Origin of the sequence: Corynebacterium qintianiae (assembly GCF_011038645.2) — a bacterium.
Lineage (GTDB): Bacteria > Actinomycetota > Actinomycetes > Mycobacteriales > Mycobacteriaceae > Corynebacterium > Corynebacterium qintianiae.
In genome coordinates this window covers 1617871-1642982 of sequence record NZ_CP064955.1, presented here as the reverse complement: position 1 = coordinate 1642982, position 25112 = coordinate 1617871, and the positions used below count along the sequence as shown (strand labels likewise).

Annotated in this window: 26 protein-coding genes; 18 read left to right on the top strand and 8 right to left on the bottom strand. The window is 67.2% G+C overall.

All coding sequences use genetic code 11. From position 1 onward, the window contains the following. Window positions 1-9 precede the first annotated feature (9 nt). The 8 genes from hemW to pdxY are packed head-to-tail and all read left to right on the top strand — an operon-like array spanning window position 10 to window position 7812. Window positions 10-1113, top strand: a complete 1104-nt coding sequence (gene hemW, locus G7Y29_RS08030; RefSeq protein ID WP_165004575.1) for a radical SAM family heme chaperone HemW — start codon at window positions 10-12, stop codon at window positions 1111-1113. 20 nt (window positions 1114-1133) lie between these two features. Beyond that, window positions 1134-2153, top strand: coding sequence for a heat-inducible transcriptional repressor HrcA (gene hrcA / locus G7Y29_RS08025; RefSeq protein WP_165004577.1), 1020 nt, complete (start codon window positions 1134-1136; stop codon window positions 2151-2153). A gap of 21 nt (window positions 2154-2174) precedes the next feature. After that, window positions 2175-3308 carry a molecular chaperone DnaJ gene (gene dnaJ / locus G7Y29_RS08020; protein WP_165004579.1) on the top strand — a complete coding sequence of 378 codons (1134 nt, stop codon included), beginning with the start codon at window positions 2175-2177 and terminating at the stop codon, window positions 3306-3308. After that, a complete protein-coding gene (locus tag G7Y29_RS08015) occupies window positions 3305-4009 on the top strand; it encodes a 16S rRNA (uracil(1498)-N(3))-methyltransferase (RefSeq protein ID WP_165004581.1) in 705 nt (234 codons plus the stop codon). The genes dnaJ and G7Y29_RS08015 overlap by 4 nt, the downstream gene beginning before the upstream one ends. Window positions 4010-4031: 22 nt before the next feature. Next, window positions 4032-5039, top strand: coding sequence for a PhoH family protein (locus G7Y29_RS08010; protein ID WP_165004583.1), 1008 nt, complete (start codon window positions 4032-4034; stop codon window positions 5037-5039). Further along, window positions 5036-5599, top strand: a complete 564-nt coding sequence (ybeY, locus tag G7Y29_RS08005; RefSeq protein ID WP_165004585.1) for an rRNA maturation RNase YbeY — start codon at window positions 5036-5038, stop codon at window positions 5597-5599. Before G7Y29_RS08010 ends, ybeY begins: the two co-directional genes overlap by 4 nt. Next, the gene (locus G7Y29_RS08000) at window positions 5599-6927 is read left to right on the top strand and encodes a hemolysin family protein (protein WP_165004587.1); all 1329 of its coding nucleotides are present in this window, start codon (window positions 5599-5601) and stop codon (window positions 6925-6927) included. The genes ybeY and G7Y29_RS08000 overlap by 1 nt, the downstream gene beginning before the upstream one ends. Window positions 6928-6960: 33 nt before the next feature. Next, a complete protein-coding gene (gene pdxY / locus G7Y29_RS07995; RefSeq protein ID WP_165004589.1) occupies window positions 6961-7812 on the top strand; it encodes a pyridoxal kinase PdxY in 852 nt (283 codons plus the stop codon). A gap of 103 nt (window positions 7813-7915) precedes the next feature. Here the strand turns inward: pdxY and G7Y29_RS07990 are convergent, their stop codons facing one another. Next, window positions 7916-9358: an HNH endonuclease signature motif containing protein gene (locus G7Y29_RS07990; RefSeq protein ID WP_165004590.1), complete on the bottom strand. Its 1443-nt coding sequence runs from the start codon at window positions 9356-9358 to the stop codon at window positions 7916-7918. Between the two features lie 119 nt (window positions 9359-9477). Here G7Y29_RS07990 and era point away from each other — a divergent pair, with 119 nt between their 5' ends. From era to G7Y29_RS07975, 3 genes are read left to right on the top strand one after another with little or no spacing between them, the layout of a single operon-like run. Beyond that, a complete protein-coding gene (gene era / locus G7Y29_RS07985) occupies window positions 9478-10392 on the top strand; it encodes a GTPase Era (protein ID WP_165004592.1) in 915 nt (304 codons plus the stop codon). 1 nt (window position 10393) lies between these two features. Beyond that, window positions 10394-11119: a DNA repair protein RecO gene (recO, locus tag G7Y29_RS07980; RefSeq protein WP_165004594.1), complete on the top strand. Its 726-nt coding sequence runs from the start codon at window positions 10394-10396 to the stop codon at window positions 11117-11119. Between the two features lie 7 nt (window positions 11120-11126). Further along, window positions 11127-11879, top strand: coding sequence for an isoprenyl transferase (locus G7Y29_RS07975; RefSeq protein ID WP_165004596.1), 753 nt, complete (start codon window positions 11127-11129; stop codon window positions 11877-11879). A 3-nt stretch (window positions 11880-11882) separates the two neighbouring features. Here the strand turns inward: G7Y29_RS07975 and G7Y29_RS07970 are convergent, their stop codons facing one another. Both G7Y29_RS07970 and G7Y29_RS07965 read right to left on the bottom strand, forming a co-directional pair. Next, entirely contained in the window at window positions 11883-12347 is a 465-nt protein-coding gene (locus tag G7Y29_RS07970; protein ID WP_165004598.1) for a Fur family transcriptional regulator, read from the bottom strand. Between the two features lie 9 nt (window positions 12348-12356). Beyond that, entirely contained in the window at window positions 12357-12809 is a 453-nt protein-coding gene (locus G7Y29_RS07965) for an ArsR/SmtB family transcription factor (RefSeq protein WP_249399728.1), read from the bottom strand. Between the two features lie 201 nt (window positions 12810-13010). Here G7Y29_RS07965 and G7Y29_RS07960 point away from each other — a divergent pair, with 201 nt between their 5' ends. The 3 genes from G7Y29_RS07960 to G7Y29_RS07950 are packed head-to-tail and all read left to right on the top strand — an operon-like array spanning window position 13011 to window position 15325. Beyond that, window positions 13011-14393 (top strand): glycine--tRNA ligase, encoded by a 1383-nt coding sequence (locus tag G7Y29_RS07960; RefSeq protein WP_165004600.1) that lies wholly within the window; start codon window positions 13011-13013, stop codon window positions 14391-14393. Between the two features lie 12 nt (window positions 14394-14405). Then, window positions 14406-14915 carry a hypothetical protein gene (locus G7Y29_RS07955; protein ID WP_165004602.1) on the top strand — a complete coding sequence of 170 codons (510 nt, stop codon included), beginning with the start codon at window positions 14406-14408 and terminating at the stop codon, window positions 14913-14915. After that, complete coding sequence (locus G7Y29_RS07950; RefSeq protein WP_165004604.1) at window positions 14912-15325, top strand: hypothetical protein; 414 nt, start codon at window positions 14912-14914, stop codon at window positions 15323-15325. The genes G7Y29_RS07955 and G7Y29_RS07950 overlap by 4 nt, the downstream gene beginning before the upstream one ends. Here G7Y29_RS07950 and G7Y29_RS07945 read toward each other — a convergent pair. Next, window positions 15322-17364, bottom strand: coding sequence for a TPM domain-containing protein (locus tag G7Y29_RS07945; protein WP_165004606.1), 2043 nt, complete (start codon window positions 17362-17364; stop codon window positions 15322-15324). The two genes, G7Y29_RS07950 and G7Y29_RS07945, sit on opposite strands and share 4 nt — an antisense overlap. Window positions 17365-17383: 19 nt before the next feature. Here G7Y29_RS07945 and G7Y29_RS07940 point away from each other — a divergent pair, with 19 nt between their 5' ends. Next, entirely contained in the window at window positions 17384-18688 is a 1305-nt protein-coding gene (locus G7Y29_RS07940) for a deoxyguanosinetriphosphate triphosphohydrolase (protein ID WP_165004608.1), read from the top strand. A gap of 300 nt (window positions 18689-18988) precedes the next feature. Here the strand turns inward: G7Y29_RS07940 and G7Y29_RS07935 are convergent, their stop codons facing one another. Continuing rightward, entirely contained in the window at window positions 18989-19897 is a 909-nt protein-coding gene (locus G7Y29_RS07935; protein ID WP_165004610.1) for a PDDEXK family nuclease, read from the bottom strand. A gap of 80 nt (window positions 19898-19977) precedes the next feature. Beyond that, window positions 19978-20400, bottom strand: coding sequence for a guanyl-specific ribonuclease (locus tag G7Y29_RS07930; protein ID WP_165004612.1), 423 nt, complete (start codon window positions 20398-20400; stop codon window positions 19978-19980). 37 nt (window positions 20401-20437) lie between these two features. On the opposite strand from G7Y29_RS07930, the gene dnaG reads away from it, so the two are divergent. Beyond that, window positions 20438-22330 carry a DNA primase gene (gene dnaG / locus G7Y29_RS07925; RefSeq protein ID WP_165004614.1) on the top strand — a complete coding sequence of 631 codons (1893 nt, stop codon included), beginning with the start codon at window positions 20438-20440 and terminating at the stop codon, window positions 22328-22330. A gap of 9 nt (window positions 22331-22339) precedes the next feature. Here the strand turns inward: dnaG and G7Y29_RS07920 are convergent, their stop codons facing one another. Further along, window positions 22340-22957 carry an 8-oxoguanine DNA glycosylase OGG fold protein gene (locus G7Y29_RS07920; protein ID WP_165004616.1) on the bottom strand — a complete coding sequence of 206 codons (618 nt, stop codon included), beginning with the start codon at window positions 22955-22957 and terminating at the stop codon, window positions 22340-22342. Between the two features lie 46 nt (window positions 22958-23003). Between G7Y29_RS07920 and G7Y29_RS07915 the strand changes: the two genes are divergently transcribed. Beyond that, the gene (locus tag G7Y29_RS07915) at window positions 23004-23618 is read left to right on the top strand and encodes a MazG nucleotide pyrophosphohydrolase domain-containing protein (protein ID WP_165004618.1); all 615 of its coding nucleotides are present in this window, start codon (window positions 23004-23006) and stop codon (window positions 23616-23618) included. 35 nt (window positions 23619-23653) lie between these two features. On the opposite strand, the gene G7Y29_RS07910 is transcribed toward G7Y29_RS07915, so the two are convergent. Next, entirely contained in the window at window positions 23654-24061 is a 408-nt protein-coding gene (locus tag G7Y29_RS07910; RefSeq protein ID WP_165004620.1) for a hypothetical protein, read from the bottom strand. A gap of 195 nt (window positions 24062-24256) precedes the next feature. Here G7Y29_RS07910 and G7Y29_RS07905 point away from each other — a divergent pair, with 195 nt between their 5' ends. After that, the gene (locus G7Y29_RS07905) at window positions 24257-25042 is read left to right on the top strand and encodes a lytic transglycosylase domain-containing protein (RefSeq protein WP_430393288.1); all 786 of its coding nucleotides are present in this window, start codon (window positions 24257-24259) and stop codon (window positions 25040-25042) included. Window positions 25043-25112: the final 70 nt, after the last annotated feature.

The following is a 25112-nucleotide window of genomic DNA, read 5'->3' as shown; positions in this document are numbered from 1 at the left end:
TTGGGGGCCATGTTCGGCCTTTACATCCACGTCCCCTTCTGCGCGACCCGCTGCGGTTACTGCGACTTCAACACCTACACGCCCACCGAGGTGGAAACCTCCCACGAGGCGTACCTGCGCGCGCTGGAGGCGGAGCTCTCCCTGGCTAAGACCCAGCCTGCGGAGACGGTGTTCATCGGCGGCGGCACGCCCTCGCTGCTGGGTGCGGAAGGCCTCGGCCGCATCATGGGCATGGTCCGCGAACACGTGGGGCTCGCGCCCGGTGCGGAGGTGACAACCGAGTCGAACCCGGAGTCGACCAGTCCCGCGTACTTCGAGGGCCTGCTCGAGGCGGGGTTCACGCGCGTCTCGCTGGGTATGCAGTCCGCCTCCACTCCCGTGCTCAGGGTGCTCGACCGCATGCACACCCCTGGCCGCGCCGTCGCCGCCGCCACGGAGGCCCGTGCCGCAGGCTTCACGCATGTCAACCTCGACATGATCTACGGCACCCCGACGGAGACGGACGATGACGTGCGCGCGACGCTTGACGCCGTGCTCTCCACCGGGGTCGACCACGTCAGCGCGTACTCGCTCATCGTCGAAGACGGAACGGCGATGGCGCGCAAGGTCCGGCGCGGTGAGCTGCCCGCCCCGAGCGAGGACGTCTACGCCGACCGCTACGAGATTATCTCGCGGTCCTTAGATGAGGCCGGTTTCGGCTGGTACGAGGTGTCCAACTGGGCGCGCGAGGGTGGACAGTGCCGCCACAACTTGATCTACTGGCGCGGCGGCCAGTGGTGGGGCGCGGGCCCCGGCGCGCACAGCTTCATCGGCGACACGCGCTTCTACAACGTCAAGCGCCCCGAGCGCTACAGCCAGCTGCTTAGCGACGGCCAGCTCCCCGTCGCCGACCAAGAAACCCTGACACCTGAGCAGCGCCACTTCGAGGCCATCATGCTCGGCCTGCGCCTCAAGGAGGGGGTGCCGCGCGACTGGATTGGGCAGCGCGCCCGGGGGGTCGTCGATAAGCATGCGCGCGCCGGGCTTCTCACGGTGGGTGAGCGGGTCGCGGTGACCGACGAGGGCCGCCTGCTTGCCGACGGCATCATCACCGACATCCTGGCCGCGGAATAGCGGCAGGTAAGGTAGGCGGCATGAGTGGGGCAGAAGATCGCAGGCAGGCGGTGCTTCGCGCCATCGTGGCCGACTACATCGCCCTGCAGGAGCCGGTGGGCTCGAAGTCGCTGGTGCAGCGGCACAACCTGACCGTGTCGTCGGCGACGATCCGCAACGACATGTCGGTGCTGGAGCGCGACGGTTTTATCGCCCAGCAGCACTCCAGCTCGGGGCGCGTGCCCACGGAGAAGGGCTACCGCGCGTTCGTGGATGCGCTGCACGGGGTCAAGCCGCTGTCTGCACCGGAGCGCCACGCCATCCTTGACTTTTTGGAGAACGGCACCGACTTGGAGGACGTGCTGCGGCGCTCGGTGCAGCTGCTCGCGCAGATCACCAACCAGGCCGCCGTCGTGCAGCTGCCCACCCTCGAGGTCTCGCGCGTCAAGCACTGCGAGGTGGTCGCGCTCGCGCCGACCCGGCTGCTGCTGGTGCTGATTACCGATTCGGGCCGGGTGGACCAGCGCAACGTCGAGCTCGCCGCTTCCCTGGAAGACGACGAGGTGCGCCTGCTGCGCGACGCCCTGAACACCGTGCTGGTAGGCGCCACCATGGCGGAGGCGTCGACGTCTCTGTTGGAGCTCGCCGCCGGTGCGCCGCCGCAGATCGCGGATGCCGTCGAGCGGGCGACGGCGGTGCTCATCGACACGTTGGTGGAGAACCCCAGCGACCGCCTGCTGATCGCCGGCGCCGCCAACCTCACGCACCTGGCCGTCAGCGGCGGGGACCTCCACAGCGTCATCGCGGCCTTGGAAGAGCAGGTGGTGGTGCTCAAGCTGCTCGCGGGCGCCCAGGAGCTCGAGCGCGTCAGCGTGCGCATCGGCCGCGAGAACGAGGACGAGGAATTTTCGCGCGCCTCTATTGTTACAACTGCATATGGAACCGGGGAGGCGCTCGGCGGTCTAGGGGTGGTGGGTCCCACCTACATGGACTACCCCGGTACGATTCAGAAGGTTGCCACGGTGGCCCGCTACATCAGCCGGATCCTGCGTGGTGAATAACAGAAAGGCTTGATTAACAAAGTGGCTCGTGACTACTACGGGATCCTGGGTGTCGACCGTGAGGCGACCGAGCAGGAGATCAAGAAGGCGTACCGCAAGCTGGCGCGCAAGTACCACCCGGACGTCAACCCGTCCGAGGAGGCGGCGGAGAAGTTCCGCGAGATCTCGCTGGCGCAGGAGGTGCTGCTCGACCCCTCGAAGCGCCGCATCGTGGACCGCGGCGGGGACCCGATGGAGCAGGGCCCCGGTGGTCCGGGCGGCGCCGGCGGTTTCGGCGGCTTCGGTGACATCTTCGAGGCCTTCTTCGGTGGCCAGGGCCAGGGCCGCGAGCCCCGCTCGCGCGTCCAGCCCGGCAACGACGCGCTGTTGCGCACCGCCATCTCGCTTGACGACGCTTTCACCGGCGTGAAGAAGGACGTCACCGTCGACACCGCAGTGCTGTGCGACGCCTGCACAGGCACCGGGTCGGAGTCGAAGTCCAAGCCGGTCACATGCGATCAGTGCCACGGCACCGGTTCGGTGGAGGAAATCCAGCAGTCCTTCCTGGGCAACATCATGACCACGCGCGACTGCCCGAAGTGCCGCGGCTTCGGCGAACTGATCAAGGACCCGTGCCGCCAGTGCGCCGGAGACGGTCGCGTGCGCTCGCGCCGCGACCTCACCGTGAACATCCCGGCCGGCATCGCCGACGGCATGCGCATCCGCATGGCGGGCCAGGGAGAGGTCGGCCACGGCGGCGGCCCCGCCGGCGATCTCTACGTGGAGGTGCACACCGAGGCCCACCCCGTCTTCGCCCGGGAGGGCGACAACCTACACCTGCGGGTGACCGTCCCGATGTACGAGGCGGCCCTAGGCGCCTCCGTGCCGGTGGACACCCTCGGCGGCGGCGAGACCGTCATCGAGGTCCCCGCCGGCACGCAGCCGAACGAGCGCGTGGTGCTCACCGGCGCCGGCATGCCGCGCCTGCGCAGCCAGGAGGCCGGTGACATGATCGCCCACATCGACGTGGTCGTGCCCACCGAGCTCGGCGACGACGAGCGCGAAGCCCTCGAAGCTCTGCGCGATGGCCACGCGCACACCGCCTCCGTGTCCAGCGAGGATCAGGCGCGCGACGACTCCTTCTTCGGCCGGATGCGCGGCCGCTTCCGCCGATGAGCCTGCCCTACTTCATCGCCGCGGACCCCGCCCGCGGGGTGCTCGACGGGGCGGAGGGCCGCCACGCGGTCACGGTGAAGCGGATCGCGGCCGGCGAACACATCGTGCTGGTGAACGGCACCGGGACCGCCGCCGAGGTCGTCGTCCGCGAGGTCCGCGGCAAGGATTATCTGGCCGGTGACGTTGTCTCCGTGACCGAGGTGCCGCGGCCTACCCCGCGCGTGACCGTCGTGCAGGCGATCCCGAAGTCAGAGCGCGCCGAGCTCGCCGTCGACTTGGCGGTCCAAGGCGGCGCCGACGCGATCGTGCCCTGGATCTCGCAGCGCACCATCGCCCGCTGGCCGGCGGACAAGCAGCCCAAACAGGTGGCGAAGTGGCAGGCGGCCGCGCGGGAGGCGGCGAAGCAGTCGCGGCGCGCGTGGGTGCCCCAGGTTTCCGAGCCCGTGACAACGAACCAGCTGCGCGATCTGGTCGTCGATAAGCAGGCCCTGGTTTTGCACGAGGACGCCGCGACCCCGCTGCGGGAGATTTCCTTTGCGGCCGAAGTGGTTCTCATCGTCGGGCCCGAGGGCGGGATCGGGGACGAGGAACTGGGGGTGCTGGGTGCCCAGGCGGTGCGGCTCGGGCCCGAGGTTCTGCGCACCGCCTCGGCGGCGTTCGCGGCGCTGTGCGCGATCGGCGCTCTCACTGCGCGCTGGTAGGGCGCTGGTAGGGTTTCACATTATGGAAGAACTGGTGTCGCGCAAGGTCGAGCTCGACTCGGCCTACGCGCAGGCGGTGCTCGGAATCAATGACGGGAACCTCCGGGTTCTCAACCAGCAGCTCGGGGCGGACATCCACGCCCGCGGCACCGCGGTGACGCTGCGCGGTCCCGTGGCGGCCGTGGCGCACGCCACCCGGGTGCTCGAGGAGCTGGAGTCCATGGCGCGCCGCGGAGTGCCCATCAGCCCCGATACCGTGGTGCACGCCACCCGGATCATGGAAACGGAGGCGCCCGAATCCGTCGCCGAGATGCTCGGCGCCGAGATCGTCGCCCGCCGCGGCAAGGTGATCCGCCCCAAGACCGCGGGCCAGCGCCGCTACGTCGATGCGATCGATGACAACACCATCACCTTCGGCATCGGCCCCGCCGGTTCCGGCAAGACCTACCTCGCGGTGGCGAAGGCGGTCCAGGCGCTGCAGGCCAAGGACGTCAAGCGCATCATCCTCACCCGCCCGGCCGTCGAGGCGGGGGAGAAGCTCGGCTTCCTGCCCGGCACGCTCAACGACAAGATCGACCCCTACCTGCGACCGCTGTACGACGCGCTGCGCGACATGCTCGACCCGGAGATGATTCCCAAGCTCCTTGACGCCGGAATCATCGAGGTCGCCCCGCTCGCCTACATGCGCGGTCGCACGCTCAACGACGCCTTCGTCATCCTCGACGAGGCGCAAAACACCACCGGCAGCCAGATGAAGATGTTCCTTACCCGTCTCGGTTTCGGTTCGAAGATGGTGGTCACCGGTGACGTGTCCCAGGTGGACCTGCCCCGCGGCACGGTCTCCGGCCTGCGCGTCGCCCGCCGCATCCTCGAGGGCATCGACGACATTTACATCGAGGAGCTCGGTGCCGAGGACGTGGTGCGCCACCACCTGATCTCCCGCATCGTCGAGGCCTACGACCGCCACGACGCCTCCAACGCGGCGCGCTACGAGAAAAAGCAGGCCGAGCGCGAGGAGGAGTGCTTGTGAGCATCGAGGTTTTGAACGAGTCGGGCGAGGGCGACGTCAACGAGGAGATGCTTATCGACGTCTCCTCCTACGCCCTGGCAGCCATGGACGTCCACCCCGAGACCGAGGTGACCGTCACGCTCGTCGACGAAGCGACCATGGCCGACCTCCACGTCCGCTGGATGGACCTCGAGGGCCCCACCGACGTGATGAGCTTCCCCATGGACGAGCTCACTCCCGGCGGCGGGCGCCCGGACGCCGCGCAGCCCGGGCCGTCGATGCTCGGGGACATCATCCTCTGTCCGGCGTTTGACCGTCGCCAAGCGGAGGTGGCCGGGCACGATCTGGGCCACGAGCTCGCGCTGCTGACCGTGCACGGGGTGCTCCACCTGCTGGGCTACGACCACGTCGCGCCCGAGGACGAGCGCGAGATGTTTTCGCTGCAGAACGAAATCCTCGCCGACTGGTACGACAGCCTCGCCCGCCGCGGTGTCGAGTACCAGCCCAAGCCCACCGGCGCCCAGGCGTTCCCCTCGGCCGCCGACCGCGACGAGCTCGACCGCCGCATGAAGGACAGCTAGTGGAGTTCGGTGAATTTACCGTCACTTACGCGCTGGTGGCGCTCGCCGGCCTGCTGCTGTCGGGCCTGCTCGGCTCCGTCGAGTCGGCGCTTGCGCCCATCTCGCGGGCGCGAGTGGAGAACATGGTCAAGGACGACGTCTCCGGGTCCCGCGCGCTGCTGCGGGTGATCGAGGCCCGGGCGAACCAGGTGAACATGCTGGTCATGGTGCGCACCGTGCTCGATGTCACGGCCGCGGTGTTCGCCGCGATGTTCACCATGGATCTGCTGGGCTCGGGCTCGTGGGCCATCCTCGTCGCGGTTCTCGCGGTGACGCTTTTGCAGTTCGGCATTATCGGCGTGTTCGCCCGCACCGCGGGCCGCCGCAACCCGTATTCGATTTCGCTGCGCGCCGCCCAGTGGCTCGTGGCCTTCCACACGGTGCTCGGGCCGATCGCGCGGCTGCTGATCTGGGTGGGTAACCTCTTCCACCCGGGCCGCGACTTCCGCGAGGGGCCCTACGCCACGGAAATCGAGCTGCGCGAGATGGTCGATATCGCCCAGGAACGCGGTGTCGTGGAGACCACCGAGCACCGCATGATCCAGAACATCTTCGACCTCGCGTCCACCTACGCCAAGCAGGTGATGGTGCCGCGCCCCGAGATGATCTGGATCGAGGCCGAGAAGACGGTCGGCCAGGCCACGCGCCTCATGGTGCGCTCCGGCCACTCCCGCGTCCCCGCGATCGGGGAGAACGCCGACGATATTCTCGGTGTGGTCTACCTCAAGGACATGTTCACCCAGGACGGCAGCCCGCTCGACCCCGCGACGCCCATCGCCGCCGTCATGCGCGAGCCGCTGTTCATCCCCGAGTCGAAGCCGCTGGATGTGTTGTTGCAGGAGATGCAGCAGGTGAACACGCACATCGCCATGCTTATCGACGAGTACGGCGGCGTCGCCGGCCTGCTGACCATGGAGGACCTGCTCGAGGAGATCGTGGGCGAGATCACCGACGAGTATGACGAGGCCGAGATGGCGCCCATCGAGTCGGTCGGCGCGCGGTGCTACCGCGCCCAAGCCCGCTTGCCGCTGGATGACCTGGTGGATCACTTGGAGGACGACATCGGCTACGAGCTCAGCTTCGACGACGAGGTTGTGGACTCCGTGGACACCGTCGCCGGCCTGCTGTCCTTCGACCTCGGCCGCGTGCCCTTGCCGGGCTCCTCCGTCGAGGTTTCCGGGCTGCGTTTCACCGCCGAGGGCGGCCGGGACCGCCGCGGCCGAGTCAAGGTCCGCTCCGTGCTTATCGACGTCCCCGACGTCGTCGACGAGTACCAGGCCCAGGACTAGTTCCCGTTGTGCGGTGGTGCACAATGGACAGTTATGAACATCCTCTCCATCCAGTCGGCCGTCGCCTACGGCCACGTGGGCAACTCGGCCGCTGTCTTCCCGCTGCAGCGCATCGGGCACGAGGTGTGGCCGGTCTACACCGTGAACTACTCCAACCACACCGGGTACGGCGCGTGGAAGGGTCCGATGATCCCGGCGGCCGACGTCGCCGCGGTCATCTCCGGCATTGACGAGCGCGGTGCGCTGGCGCGTGTCGACGCCGTCCTGTCCGGCTACCAGGGCGGCGACGACATCGCCGGCGTGATCATCGACACCGTCGCCCGCGTCAAGGAGCAGAACCCCGCGGCGCTGTACGCCTGCGACCCCGTGATGGGCAACGTCAAGTCGGGGTGCTTTGTCGCCGACACCATCCCGCCGCTGCTGCGCGACCGCGTGGTCCCCGTCGCCGACATCATCACCCCGAACCAGTTCGAGCTGGGTTATCTCACCGAGATGGACGCCACCGACCTCGACTCAACCCTCGCCGCCGTCGACGCGGCCCGCGAGATGGGCCCGGGCGCCGTGCTGGTCACGTCCGTTGAGCGCCCCGAGGCGGACCCGGAGAACTTCCTCGAAATGATCGTGGTGGACGACAAGGGTAAGTGGATCGTGACAACCCCGCGCCTGCCGTTCAAGCGCAACGGCTCGGGCGACGTCGCCGCGGCGCTTTTCACGGGCCACTACATCCGCACCCGCGACGCCGCCGACGCCCTGGCGCGCACCGCGTCGTCGGTGTTCGACCTGCTGACCACCACCTTCGAGGCCGACTCAAGCGAACTGCTCCTCGTCGAGGCCCAGGATGCCTACGCCGAGCCGCGGATGCAGTTCACCGTCGAGGCGCTCTAGTCCGCCCACTCGCCCACGCGGCGCAGCCCGCCCACTCGCCCACGCGGCGCAGCCCGCGGCCGCCCTCCTTCCGGCTCAGGGGAGGGACGCGGGCGTGCGGGCGCTAGGCGGCGGGAAAGATCGGCGGGTCGGGCGGCTGGCCCGGGTCGTCGAGCCCGCTCAACCGTCCCCGCGCAAACAGCTTCGCCCACGAGGATTCGTGGAACCCGCCGGTGTCGTTGAACTCGATGCTGCCGTCGGGGTTGACCACCGCGATTCGCCCGGTAACCGGGTCGCGGTCGACGTGGGATCTTCCGTGAGAGCCGTCCCGTGCGTCGTTGTTCCACCTGTGGTGTCGCCGGCACAGGGCGGCGAGGTTGTGCATGTCGGTGCGGCCGCCGCGGATGTAGGACATGATGTGGTGGATCTCGGCCTCGGAGGTGGGCACCGAGCACCCGGTCCACGCGCAGACCCCCTGGATGGCGAGTGCCACAATGCGCTGTTCCACGCTGGCGAGGCGTACGCGGCCCAGTGAGAGGGGTACCCCGGTGGCGCGGTCGATCTGCAAAATAAAGTCCTCGGTCCCGCCCATGCCGAGGCGGACGAGGTCGAAGCAGGTCAGCTCCACGCCGGTGTTGGTCATGAACGTGGTGTTGTAGTCGGCCTCGGCGAGGTCATCCAGCGTGATTGACACGACCACGGAGGCGGCGCCACGGTTCTTCGCCTGCCGGCCGTGCTCGTACTGCATCATGATGTTCCACAGCTGGTCGAACTTCCGCTGGCCCGGCAAACGGGAATCGTCCGTGGATTCGGTGTCCACGTTGGAACCGGGACCCGAGTTCTGGTCGAGCAGCGCTTTGACTAGGGCGTAATGGGCGTCGGTCAGCAAGACGCTCATGGTGCGGGTGCCGTCGGATTTCCTCGGGGAGAAGAAAACGTTGCGCTTGTCAAAACCCGCGTTCGGGTCACTCACTGGCCGGTGCTTGCGGTTGGCGCGGTCGACCATGCGGCGCACTACGCCGCGGAGGTCCTCGGGCGTGCGCGTCAGCGCCTCTTTCATCGCCCGGGCGAAGATCCCGGGGCGCTCGCCGGCGGCGTGCTTGGTCAACTGGCGCAGTTCGCGGTCAATGATGGCCTGCTTCTCTGCGGAGACCTCCCGGGCGTCTTCCCGCGCCTTCTGCTTTGCACCGGGGCGGGGAGGGAACAAACCAGAATTGTCTTCGCCAGGGCTATCTGCGTCACCCGGCGGTGGAGGAGGGGGAGGGGCGGGATCGAACAGGTCCTTGCCCCGGTCAATGCGCCGGAAGGCCTCCGCGCGCGAAATATCCAACGCCTTCTCTAAATAGTCGCTGGCCCAGTTGCCGCCGACGAGTCGCCCGGCGTTATCCCGGACGCACACGTGGGCGAAGGCGGCGTCGAGGAAGGCCTTCTTGGAGGAAGCCTTTTCGAAGCGCTCCATCTCCCCGCGAACGTCATTCAAAGAAACGGAAGAAGGGTCTTCGAAGATGGCGCAGAGCTGCTCCAAGGCGTCGGTGTAGACGTCGATAAGCGAGGCGAGCTTGCCCATGTCCCCTCCTTTCGTTTCGAATGCGTGTGCCCCCAATTTTAAATCCCTCACTCTCGAACGCAAAAGCGAAAGTGTCACCATAGTGTGCATCGCGACCCCCGTGGCTAAGATGGGCCACCATGGAACAAAACACGCCTGATGGCTTCCGCTCCGGCTTCGTCAGCTTCGTCGGCCGCCCGAACACGGGTAAGTCGACCCTGACGAACGCGCTGGTGGGGGAGAAGATCGCCATCATGGCGGACCAGCCGGAGACGACGCGCCACCCGATCCGCGGCATCATCAACCGCGAGGACGCGCAGGTCATCGTCGTTGACACGCCCGGTGTCCACCGCCCGCGCACGCTGCTGGGCGAGAGGCTGAACGACGTTGTCCGGGACACGTTCGCCGACGTCGACGTCATCGGCTTCACCGTGCCCGCAGACGAGAAGATCGGCCCGGGCGACCGCTTCATCCTGGAGCAGATCCGCGAGACGAAGCCGGACGCGCCGATCGTCGGCATCGTCACCAAGCTGGACAAGACAAGCAAAGACACCGTCGGCGAGCGCCTCATTGAGCTCCACGAGCTTCTCGGCCCGGACGCGGAGGTCGTCCCGGTCTCCGCGACCAGCGGCGTGCAGCTCGACGTCCTGCTCGACATCCTGGTTAACAACCTCCCCGAGGGCCCGCAGTTCTACCCCGAGGGCCACGTCACGGACGAGGACACCGAGACCCGGATCTCCGAGCTCATCCGTGAGGAGGCGCTGCAGGGCCTGCGCGAGGAGCTGCCGCACTCGGTGGCGGTGCAGATCGACGAGATGCTCCCGGACCCGGATAACCCGGACAAGCTGAAGATCTACGCGGTGATGTTCCTGGAGCGCCCGGGGCAGAAGAAGATCATCGAGGGCCCGGGCGGGCGGCGGCTGTCCGGAATTGTGCACCGCGCGCGCAAGCAGATCATCGAGCTGCTGGGCCAGAACGTGTTCCTGGACCTGCGCATCAAGGTGCTGAAGAACTGGCAGCAGGACCCGAAGTCGCTGGGACGCCTCGGGTTCTAAGGTGGCCTCGAGGCAGAGCTACCGCGACCGCGCGTTCGTCGTGCGCACCTACGACTTCGGTGAGGCTGACCGCGTGGTGGTGCTGCTGACCAAAAACCACGGTTTGGTGCGCAGTGTGGCCAAGGGAGTTCGCAAATCCCGCTCGCGTTTCGGCTCGCGCATCCAGCCGTTCGTGGACATCGACGTCCAGCTCTACCCCGGCCGCAACCTCGCCACCATCACCGCCGCCGACACGGTCGCGTACTTCGCCGGCCGCATCATCGAGGACTTCGACCGCTACGCCGCCGGCTGCGCGATCCTGGAAACCGCCGAGAAGCTGAGCTACTCCAACGCAGACGAGGGCAGCGAGCTTTTCGACGCCACCCGCACCGCCCTGGACAACCTCCAACGCGCCGACCAGCACCCGACGCTGGTGCTCGACGCCTTCATCCTCCGCGCCACCGAGCGCGCCGGTTGGGGCCTGAGCCTGTTCGATTGCGCCAACTGCCAGGCCCCGGGCCCGCACAAGGCGTTCAATGCGCCCGCGGGCGGGGCCGTGTGCAACAGCTGCCGCCCGCCTGGTTCCGCGGACGTGGACCCGGAGACGCTGCACGTGATGTGGCTGATCCAGAACGGCCGCCCGGCGCAGACCGACACGGTGGAGCAGGTGCACCGCCTGACCACAGCGCACCTGCAGTGGCACCTGGAGTCGGCCGTGAAGAGTTTGAGAATCATGGAGCAGGCATAATTAAGCCATGACGAGCCCCCACCCCAGACCCGACATCGCGCCAGAGTTCATTCCCCGCCACATCGCCGTCGTGATGGACGGCAACGGCAGGTGGGCGCAGCAGCGCGGTCTGAAGCGCACCGAGGGCCACAAGCGCGGCGAGGCGGTGCTGATGGACTGCGTCGACGCCTGCATTGAGCTCGGCGGCGTCGAGTGGCTCTCCGCCTACGCGTTTTCCACGGAGAACTGGCGCCGCAGCGCCGACGAGGTGCGCTTCCTGATGGGTTTCTCCCGCGACGTGCTGCGCAACCGTCGTAACGAGCTCCACGCGAAGAACGTCCGCATCCGCTGGGCCGGCCGCCGCCCGCGCCTGTGGCGCAGCGTAATCCGCGAGCTCGAGGCCGCCGAGGAGCTCACTCGCCACAACACCGGCCTCACCCTGGTCATGTGCGTCAACTACGGCGGGCGGGCGGAGATCGTCGACGGCGTGCGCACGCTTATCGACGCCGCATCCAACGGCCAGGTTCGGCCCGGCGACATCACCGAGGAGACGCTCTCGCAGTGGCTCTACCAGCCGGACATGCCCGACGTGGACCTGTTCCTGCGCCCTTCGGGGGAGCAGCGCACCTCGAACTTCCTGCTGTGGCAGTCGGCCTACGCGGAGATGGTCTACCAGGAGAAGCTCTGGCCGGACTTCACCCAGCAGGACCTGTTCGACGCGGTGCTGGAGTACGCCAAGCGCGACCGCCGGTTCGGCGGGGCGATCGAGCACAACGCCTAAGCGCTACTTTTTCCGCGCGGCCTGGCAGGCGCGGCACACTCCGAACACCTCGGCGTCGTGGCCCACGAGCTCGTAACCGTAGCGCTGCGCCACCAGCTGGGCCCACTTTTCCACGGGTCCGCCCTCGATTTCCTCGCTGCGGCCGCACTCCGCGCACACGAGGTGGTGGTGGTGGTGCTCGCTGAGGCAGTGGCGGTAGAGGGATTCGCCTTCCTTGTTCTGCAAAACGTCGACGGCCTCGACCTCGGCCAGCGACTGCAGGGTGCGGTACACCGTGGTCAGGCCGACTTTATCCCCGCGGTGCTCGAGGGCCTCGTGGATCTGGCGCGCCGAGACGAACTTGTCCATGTCCCGCAGCGCCTCCACTACTGCGGTGCGCTGCCAGGTGTTGCGCACGCCGAGCTTCGGTGCAGGGGTGCGGCGGCGCGGCGGGGAAGCGGACGAGGCTGCAGATGGGGGGGTGACCATGCATCTACCCTAATCGTGCGTGGGGTCGGGTGTGTGCGGCAGCAATCCGGGGTCGCGGGCTGGGCGGACGTCGCTGGGCGGGTCGACGATGGCGGCCGCGCCGGAGCCGGAGCGCAGTTCGGTGCGGCCGCGGCGCCGCGCGGCGACTTCGTCGCGCGCTTCTTCGAGTGTGGCCAGGTCGGCCAGCTCGTAGATGACGTCGATGATGCCGGGTTCCGCCAGTTCGTAGACCACCTCGCGCCCGAAGCGCGTTGCGCCCACGAGACGGGACTTCTTCAGCACCCGCAAATGCTGGCTGACCAGCGGTTGGGACTCGCCCAGCTTGCCCACGATCTGGTGCACCACGTGGGGGCTGTCGTTGAGCAGCAGGAGTATCTGCAGGCGCAGGGGGGAGTCCAGGGCGCTGACGAGCTCGGCGGTGCGCTCGAGGTCGGGAGGCGGCGATCCTTCCATGTTTCCCATGGCCTTAACCCCCTTTCTGGCCGTTAGCATACCCGTGGATGCCTCTTGACAATGATGTTCCCGAATATACTAGACGCGTGTCCGCGGAAGTTGAAAACGGCCTCATACCCACCCTATAGTGACCACCGTCTCCGGGGGGTGCAGCCACCCGCTACACTGGGCAACTAGTTTTGCCGCCGTCTGAATTTATAGGAGTTGTCCATGGCCTCCAGCAACATTGATACCGTCGTTAATCTCTGCAAACGCCGCGGTCTGGTGTACCCGGCGGGTGAGATTTACGGCGGTACGCGCTCCGCGTGGGACTACGGCCCGCTCGGTGTGGAGCTGAAGGAGAACCTCAAGCGCCAGTGGTGGCGCCACATGGTTCAGTCCCGCAAGGACACCGTGGGCGTGGATACCTCTATCATCCTCCCGCGCCAGGTGTGGGTGGCTTCAGGCCACGTCGAGGTCTTCACCGACCCGCTGGTGGAATCCCTGCACACCCACAAGCGCTACCGCGCCGACCACCTGCTGGAGGCGTACGAGGAAAAGCACGGCCACCCGCCGGCCAACGGGCTGGCAGACATCAACGACCCGGAGACCGGCCAGCCCGGCAACTGGACTGAGCCGCGTGCGTTCTCCGGCCTGATGAAGACCTACCTCGGCCCGGTCGACGACGAGGAAGGCCTGCACTACTTGCGCCCGGAAACCGCCCAGGGAATCTTCGTCAACTTCAAGAATGTTATGACGTCCGCGCGCATGAAGCCGCCCTTCGGCATCGCCAACATGGGCAAGTCTTTCCGCAACGAGATCACTCCCGGCAACTTCATCTTCCGCACGCGCGAATTCGAGCAGATGGAGATGGAGTTCTTTGTCAAGCCGGGCGAGGACGAGCAGTGGCACCAGTACTGGATTGACAACCGCCTGCAGTGGTACATCGACCTGGGCATTGACCCGGAGAACCTGCGCCTGTACGAGCACCCCAAGGAGAAGCTGTCCCACTACTCCAAGCGCACGGTGGACGTGGAGTACGCCTTCAACTTCGCCGGTTCCAAGTGGGGCGAGCTCGAGGGCGTGGCCAACCGCACGGACTACGACCTGAAAACCCACGCCGAGGCCTCCGGCGAGGACCTGAGCTACTTTGAGCAGGACTCGGGCGAGCGCTGGATCCCCTTCTGCATCGAGCCGGCCGCCGGCCTGGGCCGCGCGATGATGGCCTTCCTCATCGACGCCTACCACGAGGACGAGGCCCCGAACTCCAAGGGCGGCGTGGACACCCGCGTCGTGCTCAAGCTGGACCGCCGCCTGGCCCCGGTTAAGGTCGCGGTGCTGCCGCTGTCGAAGAAACCGGAGCTCTCCGGGCCGGCGGAGGAACTCGCGGACCGCCTCCGCCAGCACTGGAACGTCGATTACGACACCTCCGGTGCGATCGGCCGCCGCTACCGCCGCCAGGACGAGATCGGAACCCCGTTCTGTGTCACCTTCGACTTCGATTCGTTGGAGGACAACGCCGTAACGGTGCGCGAGCGCGACACGATGGAGCAGGAGCGCGTGAGCATCGACGAGCTCGAGTCCTACCTGGCCGCCCGCCTCATCGGCGCGTAAGGGAGCGGGCACGTGCATTACGTCAGCTGGGACCGCAGCGACAAGGAAAACCTGAAGCTTCTGGCCGAGGACGGGCCCGAGGTTCTCGGCGTGTTCACGCACGAGCGCGCGCAGGTTGGGGGCGAGGAGTGGGAGCTCGTGGCCTCGCCGGAGTCTGGGGCCGTGGCCACGCGGCAGGACCAGGAGATCGTGCGCGCTTTGGGCAGCCTCAAGCGGGACAAGACAATCGCCGTGGAGGTCGAGGGGCGCCGCTACGCGCTGGTCAACGAGGCATCGAAGAACTGGATCATCGACGATGCTCACGGGGACAAGGTGGCGCAGTTCACCCAGGACCACAACGGCGTGCGCCGCGCGATCCTCGAGTTCGAGGGGGACACCCAGCTGCCTGCCACAGATGTCGCCGCCCTGGCGTGGGTCTCCCGCGAGGTCCTGGAGACGAAGAAGATGCTCAATTCGACCGCGCTGATCGCGTTCCTCATCTTCCTGTCCATCTTCGTCGTCGCGGTCTTTTTCATCCAATGATCTGGCAGGGCAGCTCGCTTATCGACGGCCCCTCCAACGTCGCCGAAGCCACCCCCAATGAGCTGCAGTGCGGCTCGTCGACGCTGCGCCTGAACACGAGCTCCCCAGCCGACATCCGCGCCGTGGCTCCGGATGGCGCGGCCTACCGCCTGCACAAGGCTGGGCTGACGGTGTCGCGCTACCGCGCGGACTGCGGCGGCCGCGCCTATGCCCTGCACCGCACGAGCGGGAAGCGCCGCGAAATCCTCGACGCCGACGGGCGCGTGATCGCCCGCACGCGCGGTTTGGCGAGCGGGGACCTCGAGGTCGATCCGGTACCGGGCCTCGCCCCCGAGGTGATGCTGGACCTGGTGTTTATGTCGTGGGCGCTGACGTTTGTCGACGCGCCCGCGCGCCGCACCGTGTACTAGAACATTCCTCCGCGGCCGATCGGCCCGCCACCGGAGAACCCTCCACCGCCGCCGCCAAATCCGCCGCCGCCGAAACCGCCCCCGCCGCCGAGCCCGCCGGACAGGATGGAACCCCAGATAATGGCATCGGCCATGTTGCCGCCGATGCTGCCTGCCATCTGCTGGTTCATCCGCTGCTGGTAGCGCTGAATGTCGTCATTGGCGGCACTGGCGGCGCGGCGCGCGGTCTCGGTCGCGGTGCGCGCGAAGTCGATCGCGCCGCGGGTGTCCGAGGTAGCCCGGTTACGCGACTCGGCGTACTGGCGCTTCGCCTCCGCGAGCAGGGTGCGGGCGTGGGAGCTGATGATGCGCCCGCGCGAGTTGATCAGGTCTTCCGCGGTCTGGATTTGCGCCACGGCCACCTGCAGCTGCTGCTTCAACACGGTCAGCTGGCGGTTCTGGTCGGAGGCGGCGCCGCGGGCGCGGTCTATCTGCTCGTCGATACGCGTATCCAGGTCGGTTAGGTCGGTGTAGAGCGCGAGGGGGTCCGTCTCGGCACGCTTGCCCATCGACGCCAACGCCTGGCGCGCCTCGGCGGAGATTGCGTCCAGTGCCGGGACGTCGATCTGCGCCCCCTGCTGGCGCGCGCCCTTGAGGTTCTCGATCTCACGCAGCTCGTCCTCGATCTCCTTGATCAACGACGGCAGGTTCGCCTTCGCGTCTCGGATGTTGCCGTCGGCGTGCTCGATGGCGGAGAGGTTGGTGTCGGAAATTTCGATGGCGTGGGAGGCGGATGCCAGCAGGTCAATCAGCGCGCCCTGGCGGCCGGCCGGCTGCGCGGCCACGGTGCGGGCCTCGCCCAGCAGTTTCTCCGCCTCGTCGAGGGAGTCGGTGGCCACGCCCACGTTCGGGGCTATGGACTGTAGCATCTCACCGGAGTAGCGCGCGTGCAGGTCCTCGAGCGTGCGTTGCGCCGGCTCGAGCCGTGCCCGCAGGTCGATGGTGCGCTGCATGATCTTGTCAATCTCTTCGTCGGCGCGCATGAGCGTGCCACGCATCTCGTTGAACTCTGCCGACTTCGCCTGCAGCGCCTCATTGGCCTTGCCGGACGACGAGATGATGTCGATGAGCATGGCGCGCTTTTCCGGCTCGGTTTCCGGGATGGCGTCGTAAAGCTTCTGGTGGGTGGAAAACGCGCGCTGCAGGGTCGTGCTCGCGGTGTTCATCGCGGAGGTGAAGGGGCGCACGCGGTCGGGGCCGAACTCGGCGGTGGCCAGCTCGAGCTCTTCCTTGCCCTGGCGGATGGACTCGTCGGCGTGGACGAGGGCGTCGCGCGCGAGCTCTTCCAGCGTCGGCGTGGGCAGGCGACCCAGCGAATCGGTGTCACCCGGGTTGAGCTCGCGCGCATCTGCGACCTGCTGCTCCTTCGTCTTCTTCGTGTTGCGCCGCGACGCCGCCCAGATCCCGCCGCCCGCGAGCGCCGCCACACCCAGCCCGCCAGCGACCCAGCCGATGCCCTCGGCGTCACTCGAGCCGCTGCCGCCGCCCGTACCGCCCGCGCCGGAGGAGCCGCCCTTAGCTGCGGCATCCACGGCAGCAAGCGCGGCCCCCGACCAGTCGTTCTGCGTCAACCGCGAGTAGGCCGCGTTGTACATCGCATCGACCTCGCGCTGGGTCCACATGTCACCGGCGTCCACGGCGAAGGTGCGCTCGGTGGGCGAGATCGCGATCACCGCGACGTTGGATCCGCTGGCGTCAACCGCCGCCTGCGCCCACTGCTCGGCCGACATGGAGCCAAAAGAGTCCAGGTAGACCACGCGCACGGCCTTCTGCTTCTCGGCCGCGACCTGCTGGGCCGCCGATTCGATCTGGCTCACCTCGCCGGGGGAGAGGACCCCGGCTTCGTCGGTGACGACGTCGGTAAGCTTGCCGGGCTTCAGCGCGGTGGCCTGCGCCTCGACAGACGTAGTCAGCGCGAGCGCGGCGGGGGCGGCTGCGGTGCCCACACCGGCGGCGAGGAGCGGGGCGGCGAGGAGGATGCGGAGGTAGCGCGGTTTCATGCGTACTAGGGTAGTCGCTGTGTACCCCTATAGCGATGCCGACGTTGCACGCCGCGCGCCCGAGGGCCCCAAGGGCTCCCAGCTGGCGCAGACGTCCGACGACCGCGGCGCCTTCTCCCGCGACCGCGCCCGCGTCCTGCACTCCGCCGCGCTGCGTCGCCTCGCAGACAAGACCCAGGTCGTCGGCCCCCGCGACGGCGATACGCCCCGTACCCGCCTGACGCACTCCCTCGAAGTCGCGCAGATCTCGCGCGGCATCGGCGAGGGCCTGGGTCTCAACCCGGACCTCTGCGACATGGCGGGCCTGACCCACGACATCGGCCACCCGCCCTACGGCCACAACGGCGAGGTCGCGCTCAACGAGCTGGCGGCCGGCGCCGGCGGTTTCGAGGGCAACGCGCAGACCCTTCGCATCCTCACCCGCCTCGAGCCGAAGGTGTTGGTTGACGGCGAATCTTTCGGCCTCAACTTGACCCGCGCCGCCCTCGACGCAGCCTGCAAGTACCCCCGGACCCGCACGCTTGTCGACGGCACCGTCAACAGCAAATACTCAGCCTACGACGAGGACCGGCACATCCTGGACTGGCTCCGCGAGGGCCACGCCGACGAGGCCCCGCCGATCGAGGCGCAGGTGATGGACACCTCCGACGACATCGCCTACTCGGTGCACGACGTGGAGGACGGCATCGTTTCCGGGCGCGTGTCGCTGCAGGTCCTGTGGGATTTCGTGGAGCTCGCCGCGCTCGTCGACAAGGGCGCGGCCGCGTTCGGCGGTACCGCCGACGAGCTTATCGACGCCGCCGATCGCCTCCGCGCCCTTCCCGCCATCAACGCCGCGGCGGACTTCAACTACACCTTGTCTTCCTGGGCCGGCCTCAAGCAGCTCACCTCGGAGCTGGTGGGGCGCTACGTCGGCGCCGTCACCAGCGCCACTCTTGCTTTTGAGGGGAACCAGCCGGAGGCCCTGCGTTCGGACTCAAACCCGGCGGGCGCGCTCGGCCGCCAACACGGGCGCCTCATCATTCCCGCCGAGGCCGAGGCCGAGGTCCGCCTCTTGAAGACGGTGGCCGTGCTCTACGTCATGGACATGCCCACGCACCTGAAGCGCCAGGACCGCCAACGCGACCGCATCTACCGCGTTTACGACTACCTTTCCCATGGCGCTCCCGGCACCCTGGACACGATGTTCCAGCAGTGGTGGCTCACCGCGTCGTCTGAGCAGGAGCGCGAGCGCGTGATCATCGACCAGATCGCGTCGCTCACCGAATCGCGCCTGGAGCGCCTGGCGAAGCGCTCCGCCAGCCTCGACGGCTTCATGGGCTAGCGTTCTGCACTTTGGGCCCGGCCAGCGCCCCCTTTATGCAGACCTTGGGCCCAGCCAGCGCCCCCTTTATGCAGAACTTGGGCCCAGCCAGCGCCCCCTTTATGCAGACCTTGGGCCCAGCCAGCGCCCCCTTTATGCAGACCTTGGGCCCAGCCAGCGCCCCCATTATGCAAATGTCTATTTTCAGATGCCTAATTTAGACGGGAACGCCCCTTCCTACGAGCTCCGGAGCCCAAAACGGCCCATCACGTGCCTAAAGTAGACATATAAAATTAGGCATTTAAACTCGGGCCGGTAAAATCAGGCATTTGGACTCTGGCCAGACAGCTGCGGCCGGCCGCGGTTCTCCACCAGCAGCTGAATGGTCCGCAGCACGCGCTCCTCGTCCCGGATTATCTCCATCGGCGCAAAGCGGGCGAACACAAGACCCATGTTGGTGAGTGTGTCCTGCCTCCTCTTCTCCCGCAGTAGCTGCTCCTCAGTCATGCCCTCGTACTTGGAGTTGCCGTCGATTTCCACGGCAACAAAACCGTGAATCAGAAAATCCGGGCGGTACCAGGCCACAGAGGGCTGAAACTCGAATGGCCACCCGAGCTCAATGAGCAGAGCCCGGAACCAGCTTTCGAAGGCGGATTCAGACAAACCGGTGGCGTATTTCAACACTTTCCGCACGGTGCCTTTGCCTTTGAAGCGCCCGGTCACAGCGAACTCACCCTCTAGCTCCGCACGCGTGACCCCACCGTGCGATAGCAACCAGTCCGCCGCCACCAGCCCCTCGCGGAACCCGTGCCGGGCGGCGATATCGAAGCAGGTCCTGATTAACGACGTACACCTGACCCCGTGTAACCGCACGACCTCATCGGGGCGCAGGACGGACCGCCGATATCGCACTCCTGTGGGAGTTCGGGAGCGTCCCGGCACGTTCCCTGACGGCAGAATCAGCTCTACGGGCTCGAAATCCCCGAAGTTCATGGTCCACATCCCGAGCAACCTCGCGGCCGACCGGCCTGCCAATACCGCTCGGTGCGCGCACTTTCCCGCAGCGAGCGCCCTCAACCGGCGTTGCTCGTACCAGCGTAAAGCGGCAAAGGCGGGGGCAGGGTAATAGTGGTACGCCGACAACTGGATGAAGCTGCTGCCCGCCAGCGCCGCCCGCATCTGCGCATCGGCCGCTCCAACCCTCCGAGCATCTATCAATTGATCAAACACGCGCTGAGAGTCGCACACCTGCGTCACTCAATGAACGAACCGACCAGCACCCTGTGCATAAACCCCGGTTTTTCCACAACCTACACCCCTGGCACCTCGCAGAAGCTTTCGTAGTGGTCCCCGGTGTAGTACCATTCATCGACCTCACCGTCGGAACCCCCACCTGTGACAATGCGCCGCTCGCCGCGGTGGCCCAGCCCGGGCGTTTCCACCGTGTATTCGCGGTAGTACCCCAGCTCCTCGTCGGGCAGGACCCCCTCGTAGTTGCCGAAGCGCTTGTCGTCGGACTCCGGGTGCAGATAGGGCCCGTCCTGCTCCACCAGATCGATCGTCTCGAAGGCCTGCGCCGGCACCTCGGACGGCGCGCAGAAAGGCACCCCGGACGGCCCGCCCTCGGCGGCATTTCGCAACCCGAACATGCCCAGCGACGCCCCGACGAGCCCGATGAGCAGCACTCCGAGGTAGCGGTTGTTCAGACCCGACTTGTCAGACATGAGCAGCATTGTCCCACATGTCGCATGCGCGGTTATGATGAGCGCCATGGCTAAGGGCAGGATTCCGGATAGTGACATCCAGGCGATCCGCGAGCGCGCGCCCATCGAGGACATCGTGGGCGAGTACGTCCAGCTCAAGCCCGCCGGGCACGATTCCCTCAAGGGCCTAAGCCCATTCAAGGATGAGAAGACCCCGTCCTTCCACGTCCGGCCGGCGCGCGGTTACTACCACTGCTTTTCCACCGGCAAGGGCGGCGACGTCTTCTCTTTCCTCATGGAAATGGAGCAGCTGACGTTCCCGGAGGCTGTCGAGGCTGTGGCGGAGCAGATCGGCTACCACATCAACTACCAGGGCGGTTCCACGGGCGCGCGCGACGTCAAGCCCGGCACCCGCGCGCGCCTGCTGGCCGCGAACAAGGCGGCGCACGAGTTCTACCGCCAGCAGCTGGAGACGCCGGAGGCCCAGATAGGCCGGGACTTTTTCCGCGACCGCGGTTTCGACCGGGACACGGTCAACCATTTCGAGTGCGGTTACGCCCCCGACGGCTGGGACACCCTGACCAAGCACCTCCTGCGCAAGGGCTTCGACGTGCAAGAGCTGCAGGATGCGGGCTTATCGACGATGGGACGTCGCGGGCCCATCGACAAATTCCGCCGCCGCCTGCTCTGGCCGATTAAGGACGTCGCGGGCAACGTCATCGGTTTCGGCGCGCGCAAGCTTTTCGACGATGACCCGATGGGCAAGTACATGAACACCCAGGACACGATGCTCTACCACAAGTCCAAGGTGCTCTTCGGCCTGGATCTGGCGAAGAAACACATCGCCGAAGGCCACCAGACGGTGGTGGTGGAGGGATACACCGATGTCATGGCCATGCACGCGGCCGGTGTCAAGACCGCCGTCGCGTCCTGCGGCACGGCCTTCGGCAAGGACCACATGGCGATCATCCGCCGCCTCATGCTGGACGACAATTACTTCCGCGGCGAGCTGATCTACACCTTCGACGGTGATGAGGCCGGCCAGAAGGCGGCGATGCGCGCGTTCGAGGGCGACCAGGCGTTCACCGGCCAGAGCTTCGTCGCCGTCGCGCCGGAGGGCATGGACCCCTGCGATCTCCGCCTGGCCAAGGGTGATTCCGCCGTCCGCGACCTCGTGGCCAGCCGCGTGCCCATGTACGAGTTCGTCCTCGAGTCCCTCCTGCAGGCGTTTTCCCTCGACACAGCGGAGGGGCGTCTTCAAGCCTTAAAGCGCACAGTCCCCGTTGTCGCCGACATCTCTGACCCTGTCCTGCAGACCGAGTACGCGCGCCGCCTGGCCGGCTGGGTCGGGTGGCCGAACCCGGATGAGGTGATCCAGCAGGTCCGCGCGGAGATGAAGAAGCCGAAGAAGGAGAAGCGCACCTTCCGCAGCCAAGCGTCCGAGACGCCCCAGAGCACCGACGCGCCCCTGCTCAGGGCGCCTGCCGCGAACGAGCCGCTGCTCTGGCCGCAGCGCGAAGCCCTGAAGCTTGCGCTGCAGTACCCGGACTGCGCTGGCGACTATTTCGACGGCATCAACCCGGACGCCTTCAACAACGACGCCTACCGCCAGGTCCGCGACGCCATCACCACCGCCGGCGGCGCAGCTTCCGCCCGCAGCGGCGCGGGCTGGCTCAGCGCGGTAGCGGGGGAGATGCGCGACCTCGCTGGCCGCAACTTTGTCTCGGAGCTGGCGGTGGAGGAGATCCACGCCGACGACATCACCACGTACGCCGACTCAGTGCTTTCCCGCCTGCAGGAGACCCGGGTGGGCGACCAGATCGCCCAGCTCAAGGCGCAATTGCAGCGCATGCGCCCGTCCGATGACGAGCAGGCCTACAACGCGCTGTTCTCCGACCTGCTTGCGTTAGAGACGGCGCGCCGAGAGCTGAACAACCGCGCCTTTCGCCCCGGGAGCTAGAAGCCCAAGTTAGACCGAGCGCCCCAGCGCGTACTCCACGGCATCGAGCCCGGCGGAGGCGTCCCACTCGTCGCGCGCGGCCGTCACCGCAGCGAGGTACGCCCCGTAGTCCTCGGTCGACACGCGAAGCTCCGATGCGACCTTCTCAGCCAGCACAACGGGCGCGTCAGACTCGCCTGTCTGCGGCCCGGCCAGGAAGTACACCAGCACCGACGCGAAGCGCCCCGGCAGCCCGGTGGCGCTCACGGCCTCGTACTGTTCCGCCGGCGTCAAACCCTCAAGGGAGCGCAGCGAGCGCAGAAGCGACGCGGCCTGGCCCTTGTTGCGCAGGAACTGCTGCAGCTTCAGCTGGGTCTGCGGCGACTTGCCGGCGGCGAAAGCGAAAGCGGCGCCGATGAAGTCGATCAACGCGTCCTTGGCGAACCCGGAGGCGTGCACGTCCTCCGCGAAGGAGAACACGTCGCGCCTGGTCAGCGACGCGAACGCGTCGTCCTTGTACGGGGGCACGTGGCCGAGGTGGTGCGGCCAGCCTGTCTTCCAGCGGCGCGGGGAGAACGAGGAAGTGTCGTTCAGGACGTCCTCGGCGGTCGGGGCGACCTGGGACAGTTGATCATTCACGGAAGTCATGCGCTCCATTGTGGCAGATTGAATCGCGGCAATATGATGGGGCACCATGACTGTCCTGGTTCTCGACCCCCGCTGGCCCGACATGATCCCCTTGAACATCCGGATCCGTGGCCGCGTCGAGTTCACCAGCGAGGTCCCCGTCTCTGTCCGCTGGGCCCTCGACAGCACCGACGACACCGGAAATTGGCTGCTCACGACGGATCCCACCGACCCCCTGGTGCGAAATCGCATCGCCGCCGGTGAGGAGCTCATCGAGGTCCCGAGCCGCCGCGACCCGGTCCTCGCAGCCACCCAGACCATGAGCGTCGCCCGGCGCCGCGGCGAGTGGGAGCGCGCGATGACGCACGAGAGCCTGTTGCCGTACCTGGCGGAGGAGGCGCGCGAGTTCGCCGATGCCGTGCGCGGGGGCGACACGCACGAGCTGCGCAAAGAGCTTAGCGACGTCCTCCTGCAGGTGCTCTTCCACTCCGAAATCGCCTCGGACTTCGATTTCGCGGACGTCGCCCAGGCGTTCGTGGACAAGATGCGCTCCCGCGCGCCCTACCTGTTCGACGGATCCACCGGCCTCGTCGCGCTCGAGGAGCAGGATCGCCTCTGGGCCGAGGGGAAAGCTCGAGAAAAGGAAAAGGAAGACCTCAGCGCGAAATCAGTGCCTAAATAAGGCGCAAATCGCGCTGAGGTCTTCCGGGGCGGCGCTTAGAGAGCGGGCAGCAGGTTGCGCAGCTCCGGCAGACCGGCCTGCGAGGACAGCTGGGATGCGAAGGTGATGGCCTGGTTCAGCGGGGTGACCGGGTCCGGCTTGACCACGCCGCACTCGAGTGCGCGGTCGCCGATGGTGTTGATGGTCGGGGCTGCGACGAGGCGCAGGGCGGAGTCCTGGCCCACGGCCTTGTTCAGGCTGGCAACGAGCTCGCCGCGGGTGGTCTCGGCGCCGACGAGGCCGGTGGCCTTCAGCCCGGTGGACACGGTGCCGCAGTCGGCGGTGGCGATGCCGCCGTTGACTACCTTGGCAATCTCAAGGACGTTGGTCTGGGCGAAAGCCGGTGTGGACAAAGCGGCGGTAGAGACGAGGCCTGCAGCGAGGACAGCAGAAAGACGGCGCATAAGAAGTTTCCTTTGCAATAACAAAATGGGGGACAGCTAAGCACCATACCCGTAACCAGTGTTACGCATGTGAACAAAGTGAAGATTGTTACCGAAAAGTCCCCGTCGAGGGCGCCCGCGTCCCACCCGGTAGGATGGGCCGACATGACTTACCGCCCGCCCCGGCACGTGCCGGACCGCAACCGCTCCGGCAAAATTGCCGCCGGGTGCGGGTGCGCGGGGATCGTCATGGTTGTCACCGCCATCGTCCTCATCATCGCGCTGACGGGCTGGATTTTCTCGATCTTCACCGACATCAGCCCCACCCAGGCTCGCGAGCCCGTGCCCGCCGACGTTCCCCCGGCAGCCGCGCAGGCGCCGCCGCAGATCGATGTCCACGCGCCGGGCCGGACCTCCGACAACCTCGCCGAGTGGGCGGGCCCGATTTCCGCGCAGACGGCCATCGACCCGCAGGCGGCGCGCGCGTACGGCAACGCCGCGCTGATCGCCCAGGAGGCCTGGCCGAACTGTAACTTGAGCTGGAACACGCTCGCCGGCATCGGCTGGGTGGAAACCCGCCACGGCACCTACACCGGCCACGCGTTCAACGCCGGGCGCCTCAACGAGGACGGCGTCGCGGAGCCCGCGATCATCGGCCCGGCGCTGGACGGTTCCGGGAATTTCGCCGAGATCCGCGACAGCGACGGCGGGGAGTACGACAACGACACCACCCACGACCGCGCGGTCGGCCCGATGCAGTTCCTCCCCGGCTCGTGGAAGATCTACGGGCGCGACGCCAACGGCGACGGCGCCACGGACCCGCAGCAGATCGACGATGCCGCGCTCGCCTCAGCGAACCTCCTGTGCGCCGACGGCCGCGACCTGTCTACCCCGGAAGGGTGGCGCGACGCGATCTTCGCCTACAACCAATCCAATGATTACGTGTTAAAAGTCCGCGATGCCGCAGCGAATTACGCGTTGAACCAGCCCGCGCACCGTTAAAGCGCCGCACGCCCGCCACGAAGCGCCCAAACTCTGGAACAATTGAAGCGAAAGTGCTTACAAACAAAGG

Excerpts from the sequence above, each read along its gene's own strand:
- G7Y29_RS07970 (WP_165004598.1), bottom strand. The coding sequence starts at position 12,347 with ATGGTCACCCCCCCATCTGCAGCCTCGTCCGCTTCCCCGCCGCGCCGC.
- G7Y29_RS07945 (WP_165004606.1), bottom strand. The coding sequence starts at position 17,364 with ATGAAACCGCGCTACCTCCGCATCCTCCTCGCCGCCCCGCTCCTCGCC.
- hemW (WP_165004575.1), top strand. The coding sequence starts at position 10 with ATGTTCGGCCTTTACATCCACGTCCCCTTCTGCGCGACCCGCTGCGGT.
- G7Y29_RS07920 (WP_165004616.1), bottom strand. The coding sequence starts at position 22,957 with ATGACTTCCGTGAATGATCAACTGTCCCAGGTCGCCCCGACCGCCGAG.
- dnaG (WP_165004614.1), top strand. The coding sequence starts at position 20,438 with ATGGCTAAGGGCAGGATTCCGGATAGTGACATCCAGGCGATCCGCGAG.
- G7Y29_RS07965 (WP_249399728.1), bottom strand. The coding sequence starts at position 12,809 with ATGGGAAACATGGAAGGATCGCCGCCTCCCGACCTCGAGCGCACCGCC.
- G7Y29_RS08015 (WP_165004581.1), top strand. The coding sequence starts at position 3,305 with ATGAGCCTGCCCTACTTCATCGCCGCGGACCCCGCCCGCGGGGTGCTC.
- G7Y29_RS07915 (WP_165004618.1), top strand. The coding sequence starts at position 23,004 with ATGACTGTCCTGGTTCTCGACCCCCGCTGGCCCGACATGATCCCCTTG.
- G7Y29_RS07930 (WP_165004612.1), bottom strand. The coding sequence starts at position 20,400 with ATGCTGCTCATGTCTGACAAGTCGGGTCTGAACAACCGCTACCTCGGA.
- G7Y29_RS07910 (WP_165004620.1), bottom strand. The coding sequence starts at position 24,061 with ATGCGCCGTCTTTCTGCTGTCCTCGCTGCAGGCCTCGTCTCTACCGCC.
- G7Y29_RS07975 (WP_165004596.1), top strand. The coding sequence starts at position 11,127 with ATGACGAGCCCCCACCCCAGACCCGACATCGCGCCAGAGTTCATTCCC.
- G7Y29_RS07960 (WP_165004600.1), top strand. The coding sequence starts at position 13,011 with ATGGCCTCCAGCAACATTGATACCGTCGTTAATCTCTGCAAACGCCGC.
- G7Y29_RS08010 (WP_165004583.1), top strand. The coding sequence starts at position 4,032 with ATGGAAGAACTGGTGTCGCGCAAGGTCGAGCTCGACTCGGCCTACGCG.
- pdxY (WP_165004589.1), top strand. The coding sequence starts at position 6,961 with ATGAACATCCTCTCCATCCAGTCGGCCGTCGCCTACGGCCACGTGGGC.
- hrcA (WP_165004577.1), top strand. The coding sequence starts at position 1,134 with ATGAGTGGGGCAGAAGATCGCAGGCAGGCGGTGCTTCGCGCCATCGTG.
- era (WP_165004592.1), top strand. The coding sequence starts at position 9,478 with ATGGAACAAAACACGCCTGATGGCTTCCGCTCCGGCTTCGTCAGCTTC.
- G7Y29_RS07950 (WP_165004604.1), top strand. The coding sequence starts at position 14,912 with ATGATCTGGCAGGGCAGCTCGCTTATCGACGGCCCCTCCAACGTCGCC.
- G7Y29_RS07990 (WP_165004590.1), bottom strand. The coding sequence starts at position 9,358 with ATGGGCAAGCTCGCCTCGCTTATCGACGTCTACACCGACGCCTTGGAG.